Here is a 25,841-nt window from a genome sequence, read left to right as displayed (position 1 = left end):
TCCGTCTTCATGACTGTTCGTGTCGGCATCAACGGCTTCGGCCGGATCGGCCGCAACTTCTTCCGTGCGGTCCGCGCGTCCGGGGCCGACATCGAGATCGTCGGCGTCAACGACCTGACCGACAGGTCCACTCTGGCGCACCTGCTGAAGTACGACTCGATCCTCGGCCGGCTGGACGCCGACGTCAGCGCGACCGGCGACGAAATCGTCGTTGGCCACGCGTCGATCGCCGCCCTGGCCGAACGCGACCCCGCGAAGCTGCCCTGGAAGGATCTCGGCGTCGATCTGGTGGTCGAGTCGACCGGCTTCTTCACCGACGCGAACCAGGCCCGCGCGCATGTCGACAGCGGTGGCGCGAAGAAGGTCATCATCTCGGCTCCGGCCACGAACAACGACGTCACGATCGTCATGGGTGTCAACCACGACCAGTACGACGCCGACGCGCACACCGTGATCTCGAACGCCTCCTGCACCACGAACTGCCTTGCCCCGATGGCCAAGGCCCTGCATGACGGTCTCGGGATCGTCAAAGGCCTGATGACCACGATCCACGCCTACACCGCCGACCAGAACCTGCAGGACAACATCCACAAGGACCTGCGCCGGGCCCGGGCCGCTGCGATCAACGTCGTACCGACCTCGACGGGCGCCGCGAAGGCGATCGGCCAGGTGCTGCCCGAGCTGAAGGGGAAGCTGGACGGCTACGCGATCCGGGTCCCGGTGCCGACCGGCTCCGCCACGGACCTGACGTTCGAAGCGGCGCGCGAGACCTCGGTCGAGGAAGTCAACGAGGTCGTGCGGGCGGCGGCCGACGGCGAGCTCAAGGGCTACCTGCGGTACTCCACCGACCCGATCGTCTCCTCCGACATCGTCACCGACCCGGCGTCCTGCATCTTCGACGCACCGCTGACGAAGGTGATCGGCAACCAGGTCAAGGTGGTCGGCTGGTACGACAACGAGTGGGGCTACTCCAACCGCTTGGCCGACCTGGTCACGCACGTCGGCGCGAGTCTCTGAGCCGATGGCAACCATCGACGACCTCAGCCGAGAGCTGGGTGGACTACGCGGCCGGAGAGTCTTGGTCCGATCGGACCTGAACGTCCCGCTGGACGGCGGCACCATCACGGACGACGGCCGCATCCGGGCCAGCGTTCCCACGATCCGGCGCCTCGCAGACCGAGGCGCCAGGGTCGTGGTGTCCGCGCATCTCGGCCGGCCGGACGGAACGCCGGACCCGACCTTCTCGCTCGCTCCGGTTGCCGAGCGGCTCGGCGAACTGCTCGGCGCGCAGGTGGCCTTCGCGACCGACAGTGTCGGCGAGAGCGCCCAGGCAACGGTCGAGTCGCTTCATCACGGCCGGGTCGCGCTGCTGGAGAACGTGCGCTTCAACGCCGGCGAGACCAGCAAGGACGATGCCGAGCGCGGCCAGGTCGCGGACCGGTTGGCGGCTCTCGCCGATGCCTTCGTCAGCGACGGCTTCGGCGTGGTGCACCGCAAGCAGGCCTCCGTGTACGACGTGGCACAACGGTTGCCAGCGGCAATGGGTCAGCTCGTCGCCACCGAGATCGACGTACTCCGGCGGCTCACCCGGATTCCCGAGCGGCCCTACGTGGTGGTGCTCGGCGGTGCGAAGGTGTCCGACAAGCTCGGCGTGATCGACAACCTGCTCGGCAAGGCCGACCGGCTGCTGATCGGCGGCGGGATGGCCTACACCTTCCTTGCGGCCAAGGGATACGAGGTCGGCAACAGCCTGCTCGAGGCGGACCAGATCCCGGTCTGCCGCGAGTACCTGGAACGCGCGGCGGACCGGGGCGTCGAGCTCCTGCTGCCCGTCGACGTGCTGGTCACCGACAGGTTCGCCGCCGACGCCGTGGCCGAGGTCGTGCGGGCCGACGAGATTCCTGCGGATCGGATGGGACTGGACATCGGTCCCGAGTCCGCGAAGGCGTTCGCGGCCGCACTGGCCGGCGCCCGGACCGTCTTCTGGAACGGCCCGATGGGCGTCTTCGAGTTCGATGCGTTCGCGGCCGGCACCCGTGCCGTGGCACAGGCTTTGGCCGAGATCGACGGACTGTCGGTGGTCGGCGGCGGTGACTCCGCGGCCGCCGTACGGCGACTGGGCTTCGACGAGACCGCCTTTGGCCACATCTCGACCGGGGGAGGGGCCTCGCTGGAGTACCTCGAGGGCAAGAAGCTCCCCGGCATCGACGTACTCGATGCCGGGGAGCGGGAGGGTCAGCGACCGCTCAACGCCCGGTGAGTTCGGGCGTACGCCGTAGCGGTGTGGCTCGCCCGTGCCAGCAGCGTGCCGGTCACCAGACCCAACGTGGTCCAGAGCAGCGCGAGCGTGCCGAGCGACTGGAGCCGGAACCGCCAGACCAGGCCCGCGGCGACGTCTGCGGGAATCGCATCGGGACTGGGCGGCAGACCGGCGAAGAGCAGGACACCCGCCACGACCAGCACGCCGACGACGCTCCAGCAGGTGCGGGTGGACGACCACCCGCGCCGCTGGGCGGTGCGGACGACGGCGAGCAGCGCGATGAGTGTCAGAGCCGCAATGGCGATCGCGCACGCGTAGAGGAGCGTGCGCTCGGTGACCGTGTCCGGGTCGCCGACAGCGGGCGGGTTGGCCGGGTACTTGAGGCCGGGCGCGAGTGCGAAGACCGCGAAGCCCCCGCCGGCCACGACCAGGGCACTGGCCAGCTCGCTGAAGTTCGACGTACGCCGGAATCGGCTCAGGGCAACGGCGTACAGCAGGGACAGCAGCAGCGCGGCGACGATCACGGCAAGGGCACCGCCGATCTGCTGCAGGCCGCGCGAGACGAGCTCGGTGTCGTGCCCTGATTCGCCGTGCGTGTGTTCCATCGCGGTGCGGCTCTCCTCGACCGCCAGCGCGAGCCGGACGGTCGGTTCGACGACCACGAAGCTGAAAGCGGCCGCGACCACACCGGCGGCGAGTCCGCTGGTGAGCGCGGCACGAAGTGTTGACGGCCAGAGGTTCATCTCGTCGTCCCTAGTGGCAGGGCACGCCGAGAATGTGGCGTCCGTCGTGGGTGAACTCGTGGACGTACGGCGCCAGGGTCGACAGCACCGCGCCGTTGTCCTGGAGCATCAGGTACAGCGCGATCAACGACACTACGGCGATCAGGTACGCCCAGACCGGGATGCGCTCGGTGGTGGCTACGTTGCTCGGCATTGGTCGTGGTCTCCTTCGGTGGTGGATGAGAGTGCTCGTCGATAGACCTCGAGGTGCTGTGCGGCGGTGCCGGACCACGGGTACGCCGCGGCGACGGCCGGACCGCGCAAGGCCAGCCGCTGCCGGGTGGTGTCGTCGTCGACCAGGCGCGCCAGACCCAGCGCCAGCGATTCGGCGTTGCCCGCGCCGGTCATCAGGACGTCCTGCTCGTCGGTCAGGAACTCGTGGAACACGTCGATGTCGGACGTGACGACCGGAAGCCCCGCCGCCATCGCCTCGAGGACCACCAGCCCCCACCCCTCCTTCATCGAGGGGAACGCGAAACCGTCGGCCGCGCCGAACCACTCCGGCAGTTCCTCGTCCGGAACGGTGCCGAGCAGGACGATGTCGTCATCGAGCCGCAGACCACTCGACTCCAGCGAGTCGAGGACGTTCTCGCGGTACGCGCGGTAGTCCTGGAAGGAATGCCCGCCGATGATCGCCAGCAGCGGAGGGTCCGGATGCGTCGCCTTCAGCCGGGCCATCGCCTCGACGAGATAGGCGGTGCCCTTGCGCGGCTCGATGCCGCCCACCGTGAGGTAGACGAAGCGGTCGCCGGCGCCGATCCTGCGCCGCAACTCCTTGCGGCGCAGCTCACTGATGCCGGCGCCGAACCGGTCGGTGCGTACGCCGTTGGTGACGATGCCCGCGTGGACGCCGTAGTCCCGCAGCAACTGCTCCTGCCAGAGCTTGCTGACCACGAGCACGTCGTCCGGCTCGAGGATCGCGTTGCGCTGGCAGTCCATCAGCGCCTGGGTGGTGAAGTCGTCGACGTGGTGGACCGTGCGGATCAGCCGGTACGGCGCACCCGCGTCGCGGACGCGTGCGGCGGCCCGGGCCGAGATGCAGTCCTGGCTGTGCACGATGTCGAACTGGTCGCCGATCTCGCTCAGGCATTCGGTCAGCGTGGCGATCGAGTCGAACACCCGCTCCTCGAGCGTGGCAGCGGGGGCCGGTGCCTCGACCAGGTGCACCGGTACGTCGACCTTCCGGAAGAAGCCCTTCCCCTGATCGGACAGCGCCACCACGGTGACGTCGACCCCGGCCGCCTGCAGTGCTTCGGCGAGCTCGAGGGTGTGGACGACGCCACCGCGTGGCTTGACCGAGTACGTCGTGAGCGCGAGGCGCAGGCGGTCAGCCATCGCCTACAGCTCCGCCGCGACCAGAGCGGGGTCGCGCAACGCGATCGCCGAGGCGGCGAGCGCGGCCCGGGCGGCCGTCTCGGTGACGATGGCGCCCGCGCGGCGCAAGGTGTCCTGCTGGGCCGCGAATCCCTGCGGGTCGAGCTCGGTGCCGAGCACGTAGGCGACGACCGTCGCGCCGGAGCCGACCACCTTCTCGATGGCGGGCGCGAGCGTACCGGCCGGATCCTCGTGGGCACCGTCGCCGATCACCACGTCGAGGAGGACCGCGGCCACGGCGGCGTCGTCGACCTGCCGCTCGAGGAACTCGATCCGGGCCTGCGGGTCGATCATCGGGTGCGGACGGCCCTTGGTGTACTCCTCCTCGCCGAGGTCGAGGAACAGATGCGAGTCGGGGGTCGCCGCGTCGACGGTGAGCGACTTGTCCAGCGGGACGTTGGAGTGGATCGAGCCGAGGTGGTCGGTGGCGATCGTCAAGGCCTCGTAGCACAGCGTTCCACCGCTGTAGAGACCGACCACCTTGCGTCGTGCCGGTGCCAGCCCGGTGATCAGACCGGCCACCTCCTCGGCCAGCCCCTGCACCAGATCAGGGGCTGATCCGCCGACCAGGGCGACGGTCTCGGCGGCACCCCGCTCGAGGGTGTTGACCACCGTCACGTGCTCCGCGGTGGACAGGCTGTCCCGCAGGCCCATCAGCGCGGCCACGGTCGGCTTGGACGGTACCTTCAGCAGCCGCTCGGCCACCTCGCGCGACGGCGGCTTGGACACCAGCAGGATCGCCTGGGTCCGCTCGTCCGCGTCGAGCGCGCGCAGCGCCGACTCGGCCATCAGCCCGCCGACCTCGGGTGACAGATCACGGCCGCCGACGCCGATGACGTGCGAGACTCCGATGCCCCAGCGGTCCAGCAGGCTCATCACTTCCTGCGCCCCCGTTCCGGCCGCGGCGACGATGCCGACCGGACCGGCGCTGACCCGGTTGGCGAATCCGAGGCCGACTCCGGCGATCATCGCCGTACCGGCACCCGGCCCCATCACCAGCCGGCCGAGGTCGCGGGCCCGTTCCTTGAGCTCGATCTCCTCCTCGAGCGGCACGTTGTCGCTGAAGAGGAGCACGTCCAGGCCGGCCGTCAGCGCCTTGTGCGTCTCGAGCGCGGCGTACGAGCCGGGCACCGAGATGATCGCGACATTGGCATCCGGCCGCTCGGCGAGCGCGCCGGCCAGATCGGTGGCGTTCGGTACGGCGTCGTCCGCTTCCTGCGCGTTGGCCGCGAAGAGCGTCGCCTCGGCGGTCTCCAACGCTGCTGCCGCCGCGTCGTCGTCATCGGCCCGGACTGCCAGCACAAGATCGTTCGCTGCTGCGCCGTCCGCGTCGCCGGCGATGCCTTGCTCCGCGAGGGTCTCGAGGTTGGCGGGGGTGGCCATCAGGGCCCAGCCCCAGGACACCCCGGGCGATCCGAGGATCGCGCGGGTGGCCTCGAGGAGGCGCACGCTGTCCTTGTAGGAGTTCTTGCGTACGGCGACGCGGGTGCTCATCCGACCAGCTCCTTGGTGGTGGCGGGGGTGGGGACGTCCTCGGTCAGGATCCGAGTGCCACGGTGTCCCTCAACCACCCCGTGGGGTTCGTCGAGGGTCGCGTAGACGAGTTCAGGGGTGGTGATCGCGGCGAAGCGCGGCCGCTCGGCCGCGGACGAGCCCTCGACGAACTTGATCGCGGCGCTCATCTTCGGGCCCATGCTCCCGGGCGGGAACTGCCCGTCGGCGAGATGCCGCCGGGCCTCGGTCACCGTGAGTTCTTCCACGGACCGCTCCCGCGGCGTACCGAAGTCGAGTTTGACCGACGGCACACCGGTGACCATCACGAGCGCGTTCGCGTTCGCCGCGACCGCGATCCGCTCGGCCGCGAAGTCCTTGTCGATGACGGCGTCCACGCCGCGGTAGGCGCCGTTCTCCTCGATCACCGGAATGCCGCCACCGCCCGCGGCGACGACGATGTGACCGGACTGCGTCAGCGCCGCGACGGCGTTCGCCTCGAGGATCGCCTGCGGGGTCGGGGACGGCACGACCCGGCGGAAGCCGCGGCCCGCGTCGGCGACCATGGTCCAGCCGCGCGTGCCGGCGAACTGCTCCGCCTCGCCCTCGGTGAAGAACGGCCCGATCGGCTTGCTGGGCTGGGCGAACGCCGGATCGTTGCGGTCGACAACGATGTGGGTGACGACCGAGACGGCACCGGAGATCTCGCGGCCGCAGACCTCGTGCAGGGCCAGGCAGATCAGGCTGCCGAGGGCTCCCTGGGTCATCGCGCCGAGGGAGAACAGCGGCTGCGCCGGCACCAGCCGGGCGCCCTCCTCGTGCTGGATCGCCAGGTTGCCCACCTGCGGCCCGTTCCCGTGGACGATGATGATCTGCCAGCCTCTGCGCAGGAGTGACCGGACGGACTTGGCCATGGCCAAGGCGTTCGAGTACTGCTCCTCGACGGTGCCCCGCTGGTCCTCGCGGGTGAGTGCGTTGCCGCCGAGGGCAATGACCGCGATATCGCTCATGTACGGCTCCCACTGTCCGGGGGCGGGCGTTGGCATCCGCCCGATGCAGATGGCACAACATAGCAGATGGTCATGTCGTATAGTAGATATCGAGCGAACCCGACCAGGGAGATGTGCGATGACTGACGAGATGACCGCCCGAGCGCTGCGATCCTCCTGGCGTGCGTCGGAACAGGCGCTGTACTCCCTGGGTGGCGGAGATGTCGGGCGCTACGAACGCGCCGTCCAGTTGGTCCGCGCGATCGTCGACGAACTGCGGGACATCACGTCGACCGCCGCCTTGGTCGATCGCTGGCCGGAGGCCGGCGGGATCGTCGCCGCCGCCGTGGAGCGGGTGGGCCTTGCGCTCGGCTCGCTGCCGGTGGATCAGGTGGCAGGTGCGGCCTTCGCGCTGCGTCATGGGGCGTTACAGGCCGACGAGACCCGGCGTGCCAGGTCCGAGCTCATCGCTGCCGCCCGGCAGGACGGCGCTGACTGGGTCGTGCTGCATGAGAGCGGTGACCTGCTGGCCGGGTTCGCGGATCCGTACGGCACCACGCGGATGCACCTCGCGTCCGGTCTCGCGATCGTCGCCGCGGTCCAGCCGGAGCTGATCACGGGCGCGACGGTCCGCACGCTGACCGTGGTCCGGCTCGACCCGCGCACCGGTGACCTCGTGGACGACGACCCCGGAATCGCCGACCTCGCGTACTCCGACAGTTCGTCCTTCCGCAGTGGCGAGGCCGCGTTGCGGGAGGTCGTCGAGGAGGCGGCCGCGGCGGATCGTGTCGGATGATAGACGAACGTGTCTGTCAGGAGATACGGTAAGCCAATTGCGCTGCAGGACGACACGCTCGGAAGGACGCTCCCGTGACCCAGACGGCACAGACCCGGACCCCCATCGCCACGGTCGACGACGGCAGTCGGCTGAGTGACCTGATCCTCGAGCTCCAGGAGAAGGGGCTCACGGTCAGCGGACCGTTGGAGCGTCGGCCCGGTGGCGCCGGTCCGTCGGACGCGGGCATGATCTGGGTCGAGGGGACGCCCGTCACGGTCCCCGTCGACGCCGCGTACGTCGCGAGTACGCCGTACTCCCTGGAGCGGGAGGATTCCGGCCACGGGATCTACCGCGACGGGGTGCGGCTGGCGTCCGCGACACCGGCCGGGCGGCCGCGTTTCTACGACCTCGAGACCGCGGACGGCACGCCGTACTGGAAGCTCGCGCTGATGCACCTGGACTCGCTGGCGAGCACCGTGCTGCAGACCTGTGCCTATTGGGGTAACGACGACCAGTGCACGTTCTGTGGCATCGGTGTCTCGCTCGCGTCGGGCAACACGGTCAAGGTGAAGCGGCCCGAGCAGCTCGCCGAGGTCGCGGTCGCTGCGCGCGATCTCGACGGGGCCGTGGACATCACCCTCACCACGGGATCGACGTGGGGCAAGGACCGCGGCGCGTACTACGTCAGCAAGTGCGGCCATGCGATGAAGGAGGCCTCCGGGCTGCCGGTCGAGGTGCAGTTCGAACCGCCGACCGACCTGGCTGTCATCGACAAGGTGCACAGCCTGGGCATCGACTCGCTCGGGATCCATGTCGAGTCGTTCGATCCGCAGGTGCTCGCCCGGGTCGCGCCGCCGAAGGCCCGCACCGGTATCGAGCGCTACTTCGAGACCTGGGAGTACGCCGTCGAGCGGTTCGGCGAAGGACAGGTGTCGACGTACGTCATCCTCGGTATGGGCGAGGGTCCGGAGGTCACGCTGGCCGGTTGCAAGCGGGCGATCGACATCGGTGTCTACCCGTTCATCGTTCCGCTGCGCCCGGTGCCCGGCAGCCTGATGGCCGATGCCGTCCCGCCGAGTCGTGCCTACACCGAGCGCATCGCGCGGGCGGTGGCGCCCGAGCTGGTCAAGCGCGGACTGACCGCGGACAAGGTCTCCGCGGGTTGCGCGCGGTGTCAGGCCTGCTCGGCACTGGGGTCGCTCGAACGAACCATCCAGCTGGGCATGCCGGGCCGGTTGCCGGTGCGGAGCGCGTGATGGCCCGCTCGCCCGACATCGGCGTCTGGCGGGCGGCCGGGCCGGATCTCGCCCGGCACTACGCGATCCGTCAGCGGGTCTTCGTGCTCGAGCAGCGCATCCTGGAGCTCACCGATCTCGATGGGCACGACCGCGACGCGAACACGATCCACGTGCTGGCTGCGCAGGGCTCTTGCGCGGCCGGCACGGTGCGGCTGTACCGGCTGGACGGCGAGCTGTGGCAGGGCGACCGGCTCGCCGTACTCCCGTCGCACCGGTCCTCGATGGTCGGGGCCGAGCTCGTCCGCTTCGCCGTCGCGACGGCAGGCGCACTCGGCGGCGCCCAGATGGTGGCCCAGATCCAGTTGCCGAACGTGCGCTTCTTCGAGCGGCTCGGCTGGACCCGGGCCGGTGCTCCCGCGCCGTACTGCGGCCGCGACCACCAGCCGATGGTCTATGACCTGACACAGGCGCCGCCCTTCCTCCTCCCCGGGAGACCGGCCGAACTCATGCTCGAGCCGCTCGTCGAGGTGCCGGACCTGCGGGCAGGCTGAGGCCTCAGGCCCACAGACCGGTGATCGTCTCCGTGGCCAGATCCATCAGGACCGCCTCGTGCTCGCCGTCTCCGACGGTCAGCCGGCTGCCTTCGGTCACCTGACCCACCTCCGCACAGACCAGACCGTGCCGCTCGAACACTGCGGCACAGTCCGCGACGCGATCCGCCGGAGCGGTGAGCCAGAACGCGTACGTCGGAAAGGCGATCAGCCAGCGCAATGGGTCCGCATCGGCCGGCATCGGCATCCGCCGGAGGTCGACGGACGCGCCGTGGCGGGTGAACTCGAGCAGCATCGCCAGTGATCCGAGTGCGCCGGCCATCGACACGTCCTTCGCGGCTACGGCTGACCCGTCGTCGGCGACCTGGGCGAGCAGCCGGACATCGCGGGCCAAGGTCGCGGACTGCTCCGCGATGGAGGTGAAGAACGGGAAGTCCGTCCGCATCGTGCCGTCCAAACAGGCCGCGAACAGCACCGCCTGGCCCGGTCGTACGTGCGCCATCGAGAGCGCGGAGTGCACCTGCCCGAGCGCGAACGCCGACAACGAGGTGTCCGCGTCGGCCCGGGTCAGATGGCCGCCGACGATCTTGACGTCGTACATCGTGGCGGCGTCGGCCATTCCACGGAGGACTTCCGTCACGTCGGCGTCGCGGCCGACCACCGTGTTCACGATGGCCTTCGGGACTCCGCCCATCGCGGCGACGTCGTTGACGTTGGCCAGGACGGCGGCGATGCCCGCGCCGTACGGATCCTGGCGGACGAAGGCCGGTGCGATCGCCTCACCGCAGACCACGGCGGAGGCGCCGTCGAGCCGCACCACGGCGCCGTCGTCGCCGGGACCGTGGAGGGGATCGCTGGTGTCGACGAACTCGGACACCTGGGCGATCGCGCCCTTCCCGGAGACGCCCGCGTGCCGGCGGACGACCGCCACCACGTCGTCCACGCGGGGCAGGGACTGGACGGCAGTCGGGGCTGGATCGATCATGACTCGTATCCTATAGTAGATGCTCATATCGGTCGAGAGATATCTGCTCCGGCTGTCACCCCTCGAAAGGCATCGTGATGAGTCAGACTCCCGTCGTCGATCTGCCGGCCGCCGTTGACGTGGTCAACATCGGGCTCCCGTTGTTCGAGACCGCCCTGCGGGATCAGGACCGGCCGGTGATCGGTGTGGACTGGCGGATCCCCGGCGGCGGTGACGCTCGGACCGTGGCGGCGCTGGCCCGGCTGCTGGGTCCCGCGGCCGGCCGGATCGACAAGGCCAACTCCGAGGTGATCCGGCGGCTCAACGAAGGCGTGCCGCTGCTGGTTGGCGTCGACCGCGCAGGTGCTGTCATCCCGGGCATGGGCGAGCGCACCATCCTGCACTGCGGTCCCTCGATCGCCTGGGAACAGATGCCCGACCCACTCCAGCGGTCGGTGCGGGCAGCCGTGGTGGCTGAGGGCTGGGCTCCCGATGTCGCTGCCGCCGGCCGGCTGGTCGAGTCCGGCGAGGTAGAGCTCGAGCCCGCCAACGAGCACCGGACGGTGGTCCCGATGGCCACGTCGATCGGCCCGTCGGCGCCGGTGTACGTCGTCCAGAACGAGCTCGGCGGTACGACGGCGTACTCCAGCATCAACCAGGGATCGGGCGCGGTGCAGTGGTTCGGTGTCGACAGTGACGACGCCATCGCGCGGATCGTGTTCGTCCGGGACAAGGTCGGACCGGTGCTGGCCGAAGCCCTCGCGAGTCACGGTCCGGTCGACGCCTTCGCCCTTGCCGCGCAAGGCGTTCCGATGGGCGACGACGTGCACATGCGCGTCCAGGCGACCACGAACCTGTTCCTGCGCGACCTGCTGCCCTACCTGGTGCGGGCGCAGCACCCCGCGGCGCCCGAGGTGGCGACCTTCCTCAGCGGCAACCACCTGATGTTCCTCAACGTGGCGATGGCCGCGGCGAAGTCGCTGGTGGAGTGGGCCGGCGAGGTGCGCGACGCGAGCATCGTCACGACGATGGCGCGCAACGGGACGACGTACGGCGTCCGCCTGGCCGGCGGTGGTGACTGGTTCCTCGCGCCCTCGCCGCCGATCCAGGATGCCTTGTACTACCCGGGTTTCGGCCCGGAGACGAGTGCGCCGGACATCGGCGACAGCGCCGTGCTCGAGCTGGTCGGACTGGGCGGCCCGGCCGCGGCGAACTCGCCCGCGGTGGCCGGCTTCCTCGGTGGCCGGATGTCGCACGCGATCGCCGCCACCCGGAGCATGCAGCGCATCTGTGCGGGGGAGAGCCCGCGGTTCCGGCTGCCGATCCTCGACAATGTCGGGACCCCGGTGGGTGTCGACGTACGCAAGGTGGTCGAGCTCGGCATCACGCCGGCCGTGAACACCGGAATCATCCACAAGACCGATGGCACCGGTCAGGTTGGTGCCGGCGTGGCCTGGGCGCCGATCGAGCCGTTCACCGATGCGTTGCTCGATCTCGACCGACGGCTTGCCTGACCACGTGACCGAGCACCTCGCGCCGATCGTCGTCGGGGAGGGTGTCGCGGCCGCCCACCCCGACGGGGCGCACGGGACCGTGGTGGGAACCTTCCGGAACGGTTGCTACGTGCAGGTCCACGGCGACATGTACGCCGTCGCCGGACCTGCCGTGGCACCCGGGCCGATCCACCTGATCGTTGAGCACGCCCCCGCTCGCGTGCCGGAGGGCCTCGCTGTCTGGCGCGACGGCACGCGGCTTCGCTCGACCGAATGGCAGCTGGACCTGGCCGGGGCCACTGTGTTCAGGCCGCGGATGCCCGCCGCAACCGAGCTGCACCTGGCGACGACGGCACTGAAGACGATGCGCCACCGGCTGGCAGTGCCTGACGACCTGCGGAACTGCTGGGAGTCGGTGCGTCGGGCCGTGGCCACGGATGATCTGACCGCGGCCAGGGAGCTACTCGAAGGCCGTGGCGGCGGCCTGACGCCGACCGGCGACGACGTACTCGCGGGTGTCCTGCTGGTCCACGCTTGGCGGGGCGACGACCCCGACGGCCTGCTGCGAGTCGCAGCGGAGGCAGCGACGACGAATCTCAGTCGTTCGTTCCTGGCCTGGGCGGCCCGGGGCCAGAGCCTGGCACCTGTGCATGACCTGGTGGCGCACGCGGCGGCGAACGACGTCACCGGGTTCGACCAGGCGGTGGCCACGGTGTCGGCCATCGGCGGGTCGTCAGGCGTTGCTCTCCTCTGGGGGATCGGACTCGCCACCACCGCCGCCGGGACCGTCAGGAGTTGGCGCGCGGCAGCCGTCCCGCCTGCGCGAAGTTCGTCCTGAGCTGCCGGGGGAGTGTGGCCTCCAACCGGCGCAGCGCGTCGCGGGCCTCGTCGGGGCCGCCGACCTCACCGAGGAGCAGCAGGGATCCGGTCTGCCGAGCGAGGGTCGCGGCGTCCTCGCCGCGGCCCAGCAGGTGGAACGCCAAGGCCTGGTACTTGAGCGAGCCCGCCGTACGCGCGGCATCGAGCAGCGACTCGGGATCGTCGAGTCCGATCCGGCAGCGCACCTCGCGAACGCGGAGGTCCGCCCGCCACCGGAACGGCAGCCAGTGCTCGATCAGCCGGCCGGCCGTCTCCAGCCGCTCGGCGGCGAGCTCCGTCTGGCCATCGAGGCGCTCGCTGTCCGCGAGCGAGCACAAGGCATGCAGCTCCTGCTCGATCTGCAGGCTGCCCGCCTCCACCTCGCGGGACTGACTCAGGGCGAGCTCGGACAGGTCGTGGGCCCGGATGGGTTCGCCGAGCTCGCGCCAGACCCAGGCCAGTGTGGTGTTCGTCCGCGCGCGGTAGAACGAGACGTCGTACCGCTCGAGGATCGCGGCCTTCGTCTGCAGCACGGTCAGGGCGCCGGACAGATCCCCGGCGTTGCCGCGGGCCAGGCCGGCGAAGAACAGTGCCCGCAGCAACGGATGGAACGCGCCGATGCGGTTGGAGATCGCGACCGCGTCGTCGAGCACCTCGATCGCCTCGCCGTACCGGTCGGCGTGCGCGAGCAGCGCGCCGAGGCAACTCGACACCGAGGCCTTCACCGCCCCGTCCTCGTCGCCGTTCTCGTCGAGGGCGCGCTCATACGCGCGATAGGCGGCGTCGAAATCGCCGGCCCAGTGCTTGGTCCGGCCGAGCAGGTTCCACGCGCTGGGCCGGGCGCCGGGCATCCGGGATGCTTCGTCCGCGCGGGCCACGGCCTCCTCGACGTCGCGCCGGTAGTACGCCGTCCAGCCGAGCCGCTCGACCGCGGTGGCCCGGAGCGAGCGGTCGCCGCGGGCGACAGCCAGCGCCTCCGCCTCCTGATGGTCGTCGGTCGCCGCGTCGAAGTCACCGAGCTCTTCGCGGGCCGCGCCGCGGCCGATCAGGGCGAGCCCTTCGAGCTCCTGATCGTCGGCCTTGCGGGCGGCGTCGAGTGCCGAGGTGAACAGCCGTACGGCGTCGGCGTTCGCGAACGAGCGGCGCGCCAAGGTGGCCGCTTCGTACCACGACCTTGCCGCCGCCGCGGTCAGGCCGGCGCGCTCCTGGTGATGTGCCCGCAGCTCCGGCCGGGCCGAGAAGATCTCCGCCAGCTGACGATGCCGCAGCACCCGGACCGGTCCGGGGAGATTGTCGTACAGCGCCTGCAGCAGGATCGGCGGCGACGACACGAACAACTCGTTGCGGGAGGCAAGCAAACCGGCCGCCATCGCTTTTTGCAGCGTGGGCATCAGATCGACGGCCGGACGACCGGCCAGCTGCTCGAGGGTGTCGAGGTCGAACGCGGTCCCGATCACGGCCGCGGCCTGGAGCAACTCGTCCACGTCGCTGCCACTGCGTCGGACCCGGTCGAGCACCATCGAGCGCAGGGTGCCGGGAATCTCCGGCTCGGCCTCCCCGCGGTTCAAGGCGGCGAGCACCTCGATCACGAACATCAGCTGGCCCTGGGTCAGCTCCCAGACGAAGGCCGCCTCCGAAGCGCGGCCTGCCTGCTTCGCCAGCTGGGCCACCTCCACCTCGGTGAGTGGACCGAGCTCGACCAGCAAGCCGTTGCCTGCCAAGGCGCGAAGGTCTGGGTCCAGCCGGTCGGACGGGACGGTCGCCACGACGAGAAGGGGCGCATCGCTGATGGTGTGGAGGAGCCACTGGAGTGCTTCCAAGGTGGCCGTGCCGGCCAGGTGCAGGTCGTCGAAGAACAGCAACAGCGGTTGGGCTTCGGCCGCGGTCGTGAGCACATGGCGCAGAGTGTTGAGAATCCGCCGGTGCTCGATCTCCGGGCTCGCGCGCCGGTACTCCGCTGCGCCCACGACGTCGCGCAGATCGGGCACCAGCTCCACCGCCGTGTCGGTCCACGAACCGAGCATGGCCGGCACGGCGTCGGGAGCGGTCGAGAGCAGGATCCGGCTGAGCACCGTGACGAGTGGCTGCAGCGGTGACGACCGCTCGCCCTCGAAGCAGTCGACCCGGATCGCGCGGGCGCCACCGCGATCGGCGTAGTCGGCCAGGTCTTGCGCCAGCGACGAACATCCCGAGCCCGGGCTTCCGGTGACCAGGATCGCGCCGGCTTGACCGGCGGCAGCGAGGTGCCAGCGGTCGACCATCGCGGCGTACTCGTCGTGCCGGCCGATCAGGGTCGAGCTGCCGGCGACCTCGCCTGGACGCGGAGTGAGCACCGGCCCGGGTTCGGCGCCACTCACGATCGCGCTGAACAGGGCGTCGGTCTCCGGGCTGGGCTCGACCTCCAGCTCGTCGCGCAGCTCGAGCCGGAGCTCCTCGTACGTGCGCAGCGCCGACGCGCGATCGCCGAGATGCCACTGCGCGTTCATCAGCGCGCGACCGGCCTGCTCGTCGTGGCGGGCCCGCGTGAGCACCGACTCGGCCTGGCTCGCGATGTCGCTCCACATACCCAGCTGTGCCTGAGCATCCCAGCTGGCGCGGTGCAGCCGGCGGCCCAGCGCATCCACGTGCCGCTGCTGATCCTCGGCCCAACCTCGTTGCGCGAAGGCCGGCGGAAGTTCCGGGTGGCCACGGGTGAGAAGTCCGAAGGCACGCCGCGCGGCGGTCACGGTCACGGCCGGACTCAGCGCGGCGCGTGCTTGCGCGGACTTGGCCAAGTCCTCGACGAGTGCGAGATCACTGGTCCACGCCCGCCCGCTGTTGAAGCGGTAGCCGGTGGACGACGATCCGGTGATCACGTCCGAGCCGACCGCCCGGCGTACTCGGCTGACCAGCGAGGCGATCACCCGGTCGGCGGCGAGGGGAGCATCGTCGTCGTCCCAGAGCGCGTCCACCAGGGCGTCGATCTGCACGAGCGCACCGCCCGCGGCCACCAGCCGGCGCAGCAGGATCCCGGCCCGGCCGGCCGGAACGGGACCGAGGCGGCGTCCGTCCGCGTCGGTGACCTCCAGGGTGCCGAGCACGAAGACGGTCGAGGGCGCCGCATGGGTGGACATCAGGTGACGCTCCTCTCCCGGGTCGGCCTCGGCATTTCCTATGATATAAATACATCACTGATAGTGGAGGGTGTCGATCCTCCCGGGCGAGTCGGCTGGAGAGGCGGGCGCAATGGCTGGGTCTGGTCCGAGCTTCCTCACGCTGCCGGAGCGATCCACCAAACCCCGTTCGGCCGGGCTCACCCACGTCTTGGACAAAGGGTATTCCCTCGACCGCGTGGCGTCGGTGCTCGAGGCGTACGCCGGCTGGATCGACATCTGGAAGCTCGGCTGGGGTACGGCGTACATCGAGCCGGCGCTGGCCGAGAAGGTCCGGCTGCTGCGCGACCACCAGGTCAAGCCGTGCACCGGTGGCACGCTGCTCGAGATCGCCTGGCTGCAGGGCCGGGTCGACGAGTTCTTCGAGTTCGCCACCTGGGCCGGATTCGAGTGCGTCGAGGTGTCCCGCGGGAGCACGGACCTGCCGCCGGCCGAGAAGCACCGGATCATCCGGCAGGCCCGGTCCCTCGGGTTCGAGGTCTTCGCCGAGGTCGGCAGCAAGGACCCGGGTGACCTGGTGTCCGCCGCCGAGTGGACGGACGAGCTCGAGTCGGACCTGGACGCCGGCGCCCGCTGGCTGGTGGCGGAGGGTCGCGAGAGCGGCACCGTCGGTCTGTACGACGCCGGCGGCGAGCTGCGCGAGGACCTGCTCGATGAACTGGTGTCGTCACGTGCGGCCGGATTCATCGTCTACGAGGCTCCGCAGCGGTCGCAGCAGGCTCACCTGCTGCGGCGTCTCGGCTCTGAGGTGAACCTCGGCAACATCGCGCTCGACGACGTGATGGGCCTGGAAACGCTGCGTCGCGGCCTGCGCTCCGACACGATCGGGCTCGGTGCGGCCCTGGAGACCTCGGTCCGTGCGCACTGACGAGCGGGTCGCGAGCCGGCCGACCGATCCGGAGGCGCCGAACGTCATTCCCGGGCGCTATCGGCAGGTCGCCGTCGCCAGTGTTCCGACGCTTGACCCAGCCTGGCTGACCGAGCACTTCACCGATCGCGAGGTGTACTTCCGGACCCGCTTCGTCGTGGCCCGGCACGAAGGCCGCGTGGCCCTCGTCGAGGTGGACCGCAAGCCGTCGGACGACCTGTTCACGCTGACCGTCTCGGCCCGGGTGCTGGCCGGTGCCGACGACTGCGCGGTCGTGGTGGACGAGACCGTTGACACCGCCGTTCCTTCGCAATTGGCAGCCGCCGCCGAGAGGTTCCCCGGCGTCCGCTGTGTTGTGGTCGAGGGCTCGTACTCGCACGTGAGCTTCATCTTCAATCCCGCTCCGCTCCGGATCAGATTGGTCGACGTCGTTCCGCCTGGTCCGGCCAAGTTGCTCGACCAGGTCCAGCGGGTGCTGGCCACCGCCGAGGATCTCCCGCCGGTGGTCGTCGTACCCGATCTTGTGGACAGCCGGCAGCTCCTCGCCGCGGCGTACGACGTACCTCCGCGAGATCTGTTGATCCCGTGCCGTGGCTCCGGGATGGACTTCCCCGGCAGCGCGGTGTCGTTCCTCGACGAGCGACCGGCCGAGCGGGACTGGACCCTGCTCGGGTGTGAGCGGTCCAACCAGATCCATCAATGGTTCTACGGCAGTACGCCGGAGCGGGTCGACATCTGCCCGCGGCAGTGGCTGAAGCCGGATGGCCGGAGCACGCTGACTCGCTGCTGCCTGCTCCAGGAGGGCTTCGAGAGCGGGCGAACCGGAACGGTCGTGCCGTGGGGCGCCTCGCTGGCCGAGGTCCGCGCGGCGCTCGAGACCATCGTCGAACGGGCGGAGGTGGCATGGACGCACATCTGATCGACTCCGCGATCTTCGGTCATCAGTGGAGTACGGCGGAGAGCCGCGGGATCTTCGCCGAGACCGCTCGGGTCGCCCGGTGGGTCGACGTGATCATCGCGCTCGCCGAGGCCCAGGCGGACGTCGGCATCATCCCCGCCTCCTCGGCGGCCGCGATCGCCGGCCTGCGCGGCAGCCGGCTCGATCTGGCCGGCATCGCGGCGGGAACTCGGACAACGTCGCACTCGACGCTCGGCCTGATCCAGGTGCTGCAGCGCATGCTGCCCGCGGAGGCGGCCGAGCACGTCTACTACGGCGCCACCGTCCAGGACATCTCGGACACCGCGCAGGTCCTGGAGATCGCTGAGGTCGCCGGGCTTGTCTGGCGGGACCTGTGGGCGATCGAGGCGGAGCTCCTGGCTCTTGCCGAGCGGCACCGCACGACGCCGATGGTTGGTCGTACGCACGGTCAGCCGGGGGCTCCGATCACCTTCGGCTTCAAGGCCGCGACGTGGGCCGACGAGGTCGGTCGCAGCCTGGAGCGCCTTCGTCAGGGCCGCGACCGCTGGCTGGTGGCGGAGCTGGGCGGTGCGGTCGGCGTACTCGGGTTCTTCGGCGCGCAGGCGATCCCGCTGCGTACGGCGTACTGCGAGAGACTCGGTCTCGGGGAGCCGGCCATCTCCTGGCTGACCACCCGCGATCGGCTCGCGGAGTTCGCCCAGGTGCTGGCCGCCGCGGTCAGCGCGATGGCCCGGATCGCGAACGAGGTCTACGTGCTCGCCAGGGCCGAGCTCGCCGAGGTGCGCGAGCCGTCGCCATCGACCACGGTGGGCAGCATCTCGATGCCGCACAAGCGCAACCCCGAGGTGTCCGAACAAGTCGTCACGCTCGCCCGCCTGGTCCGCTCGTCGGCGGGCGTGCTCGCGGAGACGACGATCGGCGAGCATGAGCGGGACGGACGATCCTGGAAGACCGAGTGGGTCGTGCTGCCGGAGCTCAGCCACTACACGCTGGCCGCGGCCGGGATGACGCGGACCCTGGTCGGCGGCCTGGAGGTCGACCCCGCGCGGATGCTCGCGAACCTGACAGCGACGGAAACCGCGTCCTCGGAGCGGCTGCTCAGCGTGATGTCGGCCCGGCTGGGCAAGCACAAGGCACAAGCGACGCTGCAGGACGCGTACCGGGCCGCGATCGGCACCGGCCGTTCCCTCACGGCGGTGCTCGACGGGCGGATCGAGGCGGCCGAGCTGGCCGAGCTCGACCGGGTCGACACCGGCGCCGCGGCGGCGATGGCCGACGAGGTCGTCGTCCGCGCCACCCGTCGCCGCGCGGGGGAGAGTGCGTCGTGGCGCTAGCGAGCCTCCCGCGGATTCCCCTGGGGATCTTCCCGACCCCGGTGCATCACGTCGCGGATCTCGCGGGTACGCCGGGCTTGCGCGACGTACTCGTCAAGCGCGACGACCTGACCGGATTCGCGTGGGGCGGCAACAAGGTGCGCACTCTCGAGTACGTCCTGGCCGATGCGCTGTCGCTGCGGTCCGACACCATCGTGGTCGCGGGCGGCCCCACCTCCAACTTCGCCGCCCTGTTGGCCGTTGCCGCGGCCGGGCAAGGGATCGACGTCGTACAGGTCTGGTACGGCGACCCGCGCGCCGGTGCGGCTGCGCTGGCCTTGTCGAGGAGTGCCGGTGCTCAGGTCGAGTTCACCGGTTCCGCGGATCGCAGGAGCATGGATCTTCGCGCGGGCGAGTTGGCCGGCCGGATGCGAGCCGAGGGCAGGCGTCCGTACGTCGTACCTCGCGGGGGAGCGACTCCGATCGGCGCCTGTGGTTTCGCCGTGGCCGCCACCGAGCTGGTCGCGCAGTTGGCCGGTCGCTCGGTCACTGTGGTGATCCCGGTCGGCTCGGGAGGCAGCATCGCCGGTCTGGTGGCCGGCCTCGCGTCAGTTGACGGCGACGGGGTCGAGGTGGTCGGAGTGTCGGTCTCCCGGCCCGTCGCGGAGATCGAGGCACAGGTCGCCAAACGTGCCACGGAATGCGCCCGGCTCGTCGGCGCCGGCGGTCCGCTGCCGCGGTGGCGAGTGGTCGACGGACGAGGACCCGGCTACGGCGGGGGATGGCTCGAGGCGGACCGGTTGGCGGGCGCGTTGCTGCAGCACAGCGGATTCGTCGCCGACCCCGTGTACAACGCGAAGGCACTGCTGTGGCTGAACGATCATCGCGGTGAGCTGCCCGGGCCTGTCCTGTACTGGAGCACCGGCGGGGCACTCGCAGCCGCCGACGAACTCACCACCACGGCAGCCGCGACCGCGGCCGTCGGCGAGGAGGCAACGTCATGACAGCGGTGAACTCAGCGCGCCGGGTCGAGGGCCCGTCCAAGGATCGGCCCGCGCAGCAACTCGTCGACGCGGGGTTCGCCTGGGAGATCGCCGACGCACCGCTGCTCCACCACGGGCTGAACATGGCCGACATCGCGCACGTACTCGATCTCCGCCACCGCCGGATCATCCCCGACCGCGCCGCCGCGGCGCTGCTCGGCGTACTGCTGGACACGCATCGCACCCGGCCTGAGGACTTCCCGTACGACGCGGCGTACGGCGAGCCGTACAACTCCCGCGAGCGGCACTTCGTCGCGACCATCGGTGACGACGCCGGCTGGTTGCACGCCGGCCGGCCCCGGCGGGAGGCGGCCCGGGTCGCGCTGCGGATCCTGCTACGCCGACTGACCGCCGAGCTCGCGGCCGGCGCCGCCGAGTTCGCAGCCACCACCTGTCGTACCGCGGCCCGGTACCGCGAGGTCTACATGCCGGACCAGACCTACCTCCAGCAGGCCCAGCCGTCGACGTTCGGCCACTATCTGCTGGCCTTCGTGCCGCCGGCGATCCGGGACTGCGAACGCCTGCTCGACGCACTCGAGCAGGTCAACACGAGTCCCGGTGGGGCAGGGTGTGTCAACGGCAGCCGGTTGCTGGACGACCGGCGAGTGATCGCGGATCTGCTCGGGTTCGGCGACGTCATCACGCACACCCGCGACGCGATGTGGCAGACCGACACCTTCGTCGATGTCCTGAGTACGAGCGTCAGCCTGCTGTCCAACCAGTCCAAGCTGGCCGAGGACCTGGAGATCTGGTCCAGCCAGGAGTTCGACTACATCGACCTGGCCGGCCCGTACACCCGCGCGTCGGTGCTGATGCCGCAGAAGCGCAACCCGTACGCGTTGTCGATCGTCCGCGGTGGCGGCGGCGTCCTGATCGGGCGGCTGACCGGATTCCTGGCGGTCGTGAAGAGCCCGTCGGCCCGCAGCGACAACCTGATCTTCGCGTACGGCGAGATCCCCAAGGCGGTCGAGTTCGCGACCCGCATCACGGCGCTGATGGAAGGCGTCGTCGACACGCTGAGTGTGAACGAGGCCCGGATGTGGGAGCGTCTCGAGGAGGGGTACACCCAGGCCACGGACCTGGCCGAGTTCGTCATGCTCCGGTGCGGCCTGGACTACCGGGCGGCGTACCTCGTGGTCGGGGAGGTGGTGCGCGACGCCAGCCGGCGCGGCGTCCGGGGTGTCGACATCACGTCGGAAGACCTCGATCAGGCCGCGCTGTCGGTCGTCGGGCGTTCGCTGGATCTGGATGCCGAAGAGATCCGGAACGTCCTGGATCCGCGCGCCATCGTGGCGACCCGCAGTGCCCTGGGCGGCGCCGCGCCCGAGGCGGTCGAGACCATGACCGAGGAGTACCTCGCCAAGGCCGTCGACCTCGGCTACCGGGCGAACCACGCGCTCGAGAAGTACGCCGCCGCGGAGGCCCGGCTGCTCGCCGAGGCAGAGCAGGTCGCGGCCGGGCGGGGTGAGTGACCGGCGTTGCAACGCCGTGCAACACCTGTGCAACAGCGGGCGGCAAGATCCGTTCATGGACACGTTCAACCCCGAACCTGACTGCTGCGGATGCCGCTTCGAGCAGAGCGCCCCGGCGCACCATCGGCGCCTGGTCTCGCTGGAGGCGCAGCCGATGACGTCGCTGGTGGAGCTGATCGAGATGGCGGCCACCTGGGGCGAGATCGAGTACGGCGAGGCCGAGCCGGTGATCCCCCCGAGCGAATGGATCGACTTCGCCGAAGCACACGCGTGGGCCGATGGCGACCGCGTGTTTGACGCGCTCGTGGCACTTTCCTCCCTGGTGCCACGAGCGCGGACCAAAGCAGGCGCCGGGCCGGCACGCATGCTGGTGCCGGTGTGACCCGCGAGAGGACTGCCCGATGACCGACGCACCCCGGATCGCGATCAACGGCCTCGGCCGGATCGGACGTGCGCTGCTGCGCGCCATCATCGCGCGCGACTCGTTCGTCGACGTCGTTGCCGTCCATGATCTGACCCCGGCCGCGACGCTGGCCTACCTGCTCCAGCACGACACGGTGCACGGGCGGCTCGGCGTACCGGTGGCGGCGACCGACGACGAGCTCGTGGTCGGCGACCGGCGGATCAAGGTGCTGCGGGCGAACCATCCGGGGAACCTGCCGTGGGGGTCGCTGGGAGTCGACGTGGTGGCCGAGTGCAGCGGGCACTTCACCAGCCGGGACCGGGCCGGCGGGCATCTGCGGGCCGGCGCGAAACGGGTGATCGTTTCCACCCCGACCGACTCGGCGGAGGCGACGATCTGCCTCGGTGTCAACGAGGCGACCCTCGACCCGAACTCGCACCGGATCATTTCGAACGCGTCCTGCACGACCAACTGCGTCGCACCGATCTTCGCGATCCTGGACGAGGCCTTCGGGGTCGAGGGCGGCTGGGTCGATACCGTGCACGCCTACACCAACGACCAGCAGTTGCTCGACCTGCCACACCACGACCTGCGCCGGTCCCGGGCCGCGGGTCAGAACATCATTCCGACCGGGACCGGTGCGGACACCGCACTGGCCCGGGTGCTGCCGCAGCTGAAGGACCGCGTGCACAGCGTCGCGGTGCGCGTCCCGGTGCCCGACGGCTCGCTCAGCAACGTCGTGGGAATGCTCCGTACCCACGCCACCACCGAGCAGGTGCGCGACGCCTTCATCCAGGCCGCACTGTCCGAGCGATGGGCCGGGATCGTGGGTGTCAGCGACATGCCGATGGTCTCCAGCGACGTCATCGGCGACCCGCGCTCCTGCGTCGTCACGCTGCAGGACATCGAGTCGCACGGCAACGCAGTCCGCGTGTTCGGCTGGTACGACAACGAGTTCGGCTACGCCAACCGGTTGCTCGACCTGATCGAGATGGTGACGCTGCGGACCAACGTCAGACGCCCCGCGGAAGCTCGTACGACGCCCTCGTCGGCGCTGGTGTGGTGATCAGCCGCGTCGTTCGGGCAGCGACACCCAGACGACCTTGGTGGTGCGCGCGGACGGATTGCGCCACGAGTGGTTCTCCTCGGAGCGGAAGTGCAGCGAGTCGCCCGCACTGAGGCGATAGGTCTGCGCACCGACCGTCAGCTCCAGCGTCCCGGACTGGACGTGCACCAGGGCCTCGCCGGCCGGACGCCGGTCATCCGGGGCCGACTGTGCGCCCGCGGCCATCTCGGTGATGCTCGCGGTGAGCTCGAACGGCCCGGACTCCGCGGAGATCGAACCCACCACGACGTCGCCGTCGGGTGACGTCCGGACCCGCCGCTGGTTCTTCGGGGTGAAGCTGACCGGCGTGGCCGGCGCGTCGGTCTCGTCGATGAAGTGGGCGACCGGCACCTGGAAGGCGGCCGCCAGCTTCAGCAGCGTGGTGATGGTGGGGACCATCGTGCCCTGCTCCACCTTGTGGATCGCGGCCGGTGAGACGTCGGAGCGCTCGGCCAGCTGCTGCAGCGACAGTCCGAGCCGGCCGCGCAGCGTGCGGAGCCGCGGGCCGATGCCGGCGACGACCTCGGAGACCTCGGACTCCGACAGCGGAGCCCCGGCGGGTCGCTCGGCCGGCGCGTGGTCGCCGACCCGTGCGGATCGTGCGGATGGCGGTGTCACTTTCGGCACTCCTTCGGTCTGCCCCCGGCCTTTAGTAGACGCAGTATATCCGATGGTTGACGGGCGTCGATGTGTCTCATAGTGTATTTCCTTATCGGATAAGAGATTTCGACGAACCCGAGGAGCTGCTGGTGGACGGCATTCACGACATGGGCGGCGCCCATGGCTGGGGCGCGGTCGCGATCGAACCGGACGAGCCGGTGTTCGCGGCGGACTGGCACGCTCGCACCTTCGCGCTGGGACTCGCCTCGATGGGCGCGTCGGGGACCAATCTCGACGCCTTCCGGCACGCGCTCGAGCGCCTGCACCCGGTCGACTATCTCGCCGACGGGTACTACGGGCGGTGGCTGGCGGCCGCAGAGCTGCTGCTGGTGGACAGCGGCGTACTCGCGAAGGGTGCCGTCGAGGCCCGCGCTCGCCGCCTGGCCGGTGAGGACGTCAGCGAGCCGGCTGACGTCGACGTGCGCAAACCGTCGTACGAGCGCGGTGGCCCCGGATCGTTGCGTCAGATCGACGACGCGCCGGCCTTCGAGGCCGGGCAGCGAGTGCGGGCCAGGGAGCAGTACAAGGCGGGCCACACCCGGATGCCCGCGTACGTCCGCGGTCGCGCCGGAGTCGTCGAGGCTCGCCGGCCTGCCGCCGTACTGCCGGACAGCACCGCCCACTTCACCGGCGAGGACGCGCAGCACGTCTACACCGTGCGCTTCGAGGCGACCGACCTGTGGGGGCCTGGCGCCGAGCCGGCGACCGTTTTCATCGACCTCTTCGAGAGCTACCTGGAGGACTGCCAGTGAGTGCCGATCCCCGTTCCGTCGACCGGCCACCGGCCGCCCTGCGCGCCGAGGCGCTCGAGGAGCTGCTCACCGAGCGCGGCCTGGTGAAGACCGAGGTGCTCGACGGCTTCATCAATCGCTACGTCAACGACGTCGGCCCGCTCAACGGCGCCAAGGTGGTGGCCAAGGCGTGGGTCGACCCGGACTACCGCGAACGTCTGCTCGCGGACGGCACCGGCGCCATCAAGGAGCTGGGCTTCGGCGGTCCGCAGGGCGAGCACATCGTGGTCGTGGAGAACACCGAGGAGGTGCACAACCTCGTCGTCTGCACACTGTGCTCCTGCTACCCGTGGCCCGTGCTCGGGCTGCCCCCGAACTGGTACAAGGATCCGGCGTACCGGTCCCGGGCGGTCCGGGAGCCGCGGGCGCTGCTCGCGGAGATGGGGCTGCCACTCGCGGACGACATCCGCATCAGGGTGTGGGACTCCAGCGCGGAGAACCGGTACTTCGTTCTGCCGCGGCGCCCACAGCACACCGACGGCCTGACCGAGGAAGAGCTCGCCGCCCTCGTGACCCGCGACGCCATGGTCGGCGTCGCCGAGGTGGTCTCGTGACAGCGGAGATCGCCGGCACCCTGGACGAAACCGTCACCGGGCTGCCGCGAGCCAACGGCGAGCTCGTCTTCGAGCAGCCGTGGGAGAGCCGTGCCTTCGGGATCGCGGCCGCGCTGGCCGATCAGGGCCTGTTCTCCTGGAAGGATTTCCAGGGCGGCCTGATCGCCGAGGTGGCCCGGCGCGACGGCGAACCGGGGGAGTACAGCTACTACGACCGCTGGCTCGGCGCGCTCGAAGAGCTCTTGACCGAGCGCGGGGTCGTGTCCGCGGACGACATCGACGCCCGCGCCGACGTCCTGTGCCATCGGCCTGCCGGTCACGACCATCGCGACGAGAACCATGGCGACCACGCGCACTGAGGACCTGGTGGCGGCCACCCGCAGCGTCGAGAGTGTCTGGCACGGCGGGTACCACTGCACCGTCGAGGCCGGCCCGTTCACGATCCAGGTCGACGAACCGGAGGAGGTCGGCGGCGCCAACCTCGGTCCGCAGCCGACCGACCTGTTCCTGGCTTCGGTCGCGTCCTGCTTCACGCTGGCGATCAGCTACGCGGCCCGCAAGCGCTCGCTCGACCTCACGGAGCTGACGGTCCGAGCGACCGGCCGGTACGACGGCCTGCAGTTCGGCGCCGTCCACGTCGAGGCGCGGATCGGTGCCCCCGAGGCCGAGCTCGAGCGACTGGTCGCGGCGGCCGAGCGGGTCTGCTACGTGACCAACACGCTGCGCTCCGGCGTCCGGCTGACCACCCGAGCAGTTGTCCCCAAGGACGGAGAGATCCAGTGA

The 25,841-nt window shown here is 70.4% G+C and carries 26 protein-coding genes; 18 read left to right on the top strand and 8 right to left on the bottom strand.

Annotated elements, in window-relative coordinates:
• Positions 1–9: 9 nt before the first annotated feature.
• Positions 10–1,017, top strand: a complete 1,008-nt coding sequence (gap, locus tag OG558_RS44015) for a type I glyceraldehyde-3-phosphate dehydrogenase (protein WP_405068339.1) — start codon at positions 10–12, stop codon at positions 1,015–1,017.
• Positions 1,018–1,021: 4 nt separating this feature from the next.
• Positions 1,022–2,260 carry a phosphoglycerate kinase gene (locus OG558_RS44010; protein WP_405068338.1) on the top strand — a complete coding sequence of 413 codons (1,239 nt, stop codon included), beginning with the start codon at positions 1,022–1,024 and terminating at the stop codon, positions 2,258–2,260.
• Here the strand turns inward: OG558_RS44010 and OG558_RS44005 are convergent.
• From OG558_RS44005 to OG558_RS43985, 5 genes are read right to left on the bottom strand one after another with little or no spacing between them, the layout of a single operon-like run.
• A complete protein-coding gene (locus OG558_RS44005; RefSeq protein ID WP_405068337.1) occupies positions 2,236–3,003 on the bottom strand; it encodes a CbtA family protein in 768 nt (255 codons plus the stop codon). The two genes, OG558_RS44010 and OG558_RS44005, sit on opposite strands and share 25 nt — an antisense overlap.
• 10 nt (positions 3,004–3,013) lie before the next feature.
• Positions 3,014–3,196: a CbtB-domain containing protein gene (locus OG558_RS44000; protein WP_328518967.1), complete on the bottom strand. Its 183-nt coding sequence runs from the start codon at positions 3,194–3,196 to the stop codon at positions 3,014–3,016.
• On the bottom strand, positions 3,181–4,377 hold the full coding sequence (locus tag OG558_RS43995) for an MSMEG_0565 family glycosyltransferase (RefSeq protein WP_405068335.1): 1,197 nt from the start codon (positions 4,375–4,377) through the stop codon (positions 3,181–3,183). The genes OG558_RS44000 and OG558_RS43995 overlap by 16 nt, the downstream gene beginning before the upstream one ends.
• A gap of 3 nt (positions 4,378–4,380) precedes the next feature.
• Positions 4,381–5,910: a hypothetical protein gene (locus tag OG558_RS43990; RefSeq protein WP_405068334.1), complete on the bottom strand. Its 1,530-nt coding sequence runs from the start codon at positions 5,908–5,910 to the stop codon at positions 4,381–4,383.
• Complete coding sequence (locus OG558_RS43985) at positions 5,907–6,917, bottom strand: carbamate kinase (RefSeq protein WP_405068333.1); 1,011 nt, start codon at positions 6,915–6,917, stop codon at positions 5,907–5,909. Before OG558_RS43985 ends, OG558_RS43990 begins: the two co-directional genes overlap by 4 nt.
• A gap of 118 nt (positions 6,918–7,035) precedes the next feature.
• Between OG558_RS43985 and OG558_RS43980 the strand changes: the two genes are divergently transcribed.
• The 3 genes from OG558_RS43980 to OG558_RS43970 all read left to right on the top strand — a co-directional run bounded on the left by OG558_RS43980 (position 7,036) and on the right by OG558_RS43970 (position 9,463).
• Positions 7,036–7,692 carry a hypothetical protein gene (locus OG558_RS43980; protein ID WP_405068332.1) on the top strand — a complete coding sequence of 219 codons (657 nt, stop codon included), beginning with the start codon at positions 7,036–7,038 and terminating at the stop codon, positions 7,690–7,692.
• Positions 7,693–7,766: 74 nt separating this feature from the next.
• A complete protein-coding gene (locus OG558_RS43975) occupies positions 7,767–8,930 on the top strand; it encodes an MSMEG_0568 family radical SAM protein (RefSeq protein ID WP_405068331.1) in 1,164 nt (387 codons plus the stop codon).
• Positions 8,930–9,463: an MSMEG_0567/Sll0786 family nitrogen starvation N-acetyltransferase gene (locus tag OG558_RS43970; protein ID WP_405068330.1), complete on the top strand. Its 534-nt coding sequence runs from the start codon at positions 8,930–8,932 to the stop codon at positions 9,461–9,463. Before OG558_RS43975 ends, OG558_RS43970 begins: the two co-directional genes overlap by 1 nt.
• Before the next feature lie 4 nt (positions 9,464–9,467).
• Here the strand turns inward: OG558_RS43970 and OG558_RS43965 are convergent, their stop codons facing one another.
• Positions 9,468–10,448, bottom strand: a complete 981-nt coding sequence (locus OG558_RS43965) for an AIR synthase related protein (RefSeq protein WP_405068329.1) — start codon at positions 10,446–10,448, stop codon at positions 9,468–9,470.
• Positions 10,449–10,525: 77 nt separating this feature from the next.
• On the opposite strand from OG558_RS43965, the gene OG558_RS43960 reads away from it, so the two are divergent.
• Together OG558_RS43960 and OG558_RS43955 are read left to right on the top strand one after the other, a co-directional pair.
• Positions 10,526–11,941 carry a DUF1116 domain-containing protein gene (locus OG558_RS43960; protein ID WP_405068328.1) on the top strand — a complete coding sequence of 472 codons (1,416 nt, stop codon included), beginning with the start codon at positions 10,526–10,528 and terminating at the stop codon, positions 11,939–11,941.
• 4 nt (positions 11,942–11,945) lie between these two features.
• Entirely contained in the window at positions 11,946–12,758 is an 813-nt protein-coding gene (locus OG558_RS43955) for a DUF2877 domain-containing protein (RefSeq protein WP_405068327.1), read from the top strand.
• Here the strand turns inward: OG558_RS43955 and OG558_RS43950 are convergent.
• On the bottom strand, positions 12,709–15,891 hold the full coding sequence (locus OG558_RS43950) for an ATP-binding protein (RefSeq protein ID WP_405068326.1): 3,183 nt from the start codon (positions 15,889–15,891) through the stop codon (positions 12,709–12,711). The genes OG558_RS43955 and OG558_RS43950 overlap by 50 nt on opposite strands.
• A 112-nt stretch (positions 15,892–16,003) precedes the next feature.
• On the opposite strand from OG558_RS43950, the gene OG558_RS43945 reads away from it, so the two are divergent.
• From OG558_RS43945 to OG558_RS43915, 7 genes are read left to right on the top strand one after another with little or no spacing between them, the layout of a single operon-like run.
• Positions 16,004–16,798 carry a phosphosulfolactate synthase gene (locus tag OG558_RS43945; protein ID WP_405068325.1) on the top strand — a complete coding sequence of 265 codons (795 nt, stop codon included), beginning with the start codon at positions 16,004–16,006 and terminating at the stop codon, positions 16,796–16,798.
• Positions 16,788–17,717, top strand: a complete 930-nt coding sequence (locus OG558_RS43940; RefSeq protein ID WP_405068324.1) for a hypothetical protein — start codon at positions 16,788–16,790, stop codon at positions 17,715–17,717. Before OG558_RS43945 ends, OG558_RS43940 begins: the two co-directional genes overlap by 11 nt.
• Positions 17,702–19,051 (top strand): adenylosuccinate lyase family protein, encoded by a 1,350-nt coding sequence (locus OG558_RS43935; RefSeq protein ID WP_405068323.1) that lies wholly within the window; start codon positions 17,702–17,704, stop codon positions 19,049–19,051. Before OG558_RS43940 ends, OG558_RS43935 begins: the two co-directional genes overlap by 16 nt.
• Positions 19,042–20,034 (top strand): 1-aminocyclopropane-1-carboxylate deaminase/D-cysteine desulfhydrase, encoded by a 993-nt coding sequence (locus OG558_RS43930; RefSeq protein ID WP_405068322.1) that lies wholly within the window; start codon positions 19,042–19,044, stop codon positions 20,032–20,034. Before OG558_RS43935 ends, OG558_RS43930 begins: the two co-directional genes overlap by 10 nt.
• Entirely contained in the window at positions 20,031–21,545 is a 1,515-nt protein-coding gene (locus OG558_RS43925) for an argininosuccinate lyase (RefSeq protein ID WP_405068321.1), read from the top strand. Before OG558_RS43930 ends, OG558_RS43925 begins: the two co-directional genes overlap by 4 nt.
• A gap of 55 nt (positions 21,546–21,600) precedes the next feature.
• On the top strand, positions 21,601–21,927 hold the full coding sequence (locus OG558_RS43920; protein WP_405068320.1) for a hypothetical protein: 327 nt from the start codon (positions 21,601–21,603) through the stop codon (positions 21,925–21,927).
• Between the two features lie 19 nt (positions 21,928–21,946).
• Positions 21,947–23,014 (top strand): type I glyceraldehyde-3-phosphate dehydrogenase, encoded by a 1,068-nt coding sequence (locus OG558_RS43915; protein WP_405068319.1) that lies wholly within the window; start codon positions 21,947–21,949, stop codon positions 23,012–23,014.
• Here the strand turns inward: OG558_RS43915 and OG558_RS43910 are convergent, their stop codons facing one another.
• Positions 23,015–23,671 (bottom strand): helix-turn-helix domain-containing protein, encoded by a 657-nt coding sequence (locus OG558_RS43910; RefSeq protein WP_405068318.1) that lies wholly within the window; start codon positions 23,669–23,671, stop codon positions 23,015–23,017.
• A gap of 131 nt (positions 23,672–23,802) precedes the next feature.
• Between OG558_RS43910 and nthB the strand changes: the two genes are divergently transcribed.
• From nthB to OG558_RS43890, 4 genes are read left to right on the top strand one after another with little or no spacing between them, the layout of a single operon-like run.
• Positions 23,803–24,465: a nitrile hydratase subunit beta gene (gene nthB, locus OG558_RS43905; RefSeq protein WP_405068317.1), complete on the top strand. Its 663-nt coding sequence runs from the start codon at positions 23,803–23,805 to the stop codon at positions 24,463–24,465.
• On the top strand, positions 24,462–25,058 hold the full coding sequence (gene nthA / locus OG558_RS43900; protein WP_405068315.1) for a nitrile hydratase subunit alpha: 597 nt from the start codon (positions 24,462–24,464) through the stop codon (positions 25,056–25,058). The genes nthB and nthA overlap by 4 nt, the downstream gene beginning before the upstream one ends.
• Entirely contained in the window at positions 25,055–25,417 is a 363-nt protein-coding gene (locus OG558_RS43895) for a nitrile hydratase accessory protein (RefSeq protein ID WP_405068314.1), read from the top strand. The genes nthA and OG558_RS43895 overlap by 4 nt, the downstream gene beginning before the upstream one ends.
• Positions 25,398–25,841, top strand: a complete 444-nt coding sequence (locus tag OG558_RS43890; RefSeq protein ID WP_405068313.1) for an OsmC family protein — start codon at positions 25,398–25,400, stop codon at positions 25,839–25,841. Before OG558_RS43895 ends, OG558_RS43890 begins: the two co-directional genes overlap by 20 nt.

Origin of the sequence: Kribbella sp. NBC_01510 (assembly GCF_045040325.1) — a bacterium.
Taxonomy (GTDB): domain Bacteria; phylum Actinomycetota; class Actinomycetes; order Propionibacteriales; family Kribbellaceae; genus Kribbella.
Note: the sequence above shows the minus strand (reverse complement) of the source record. Positions and strands in the feature narration are given on the sequence as shown.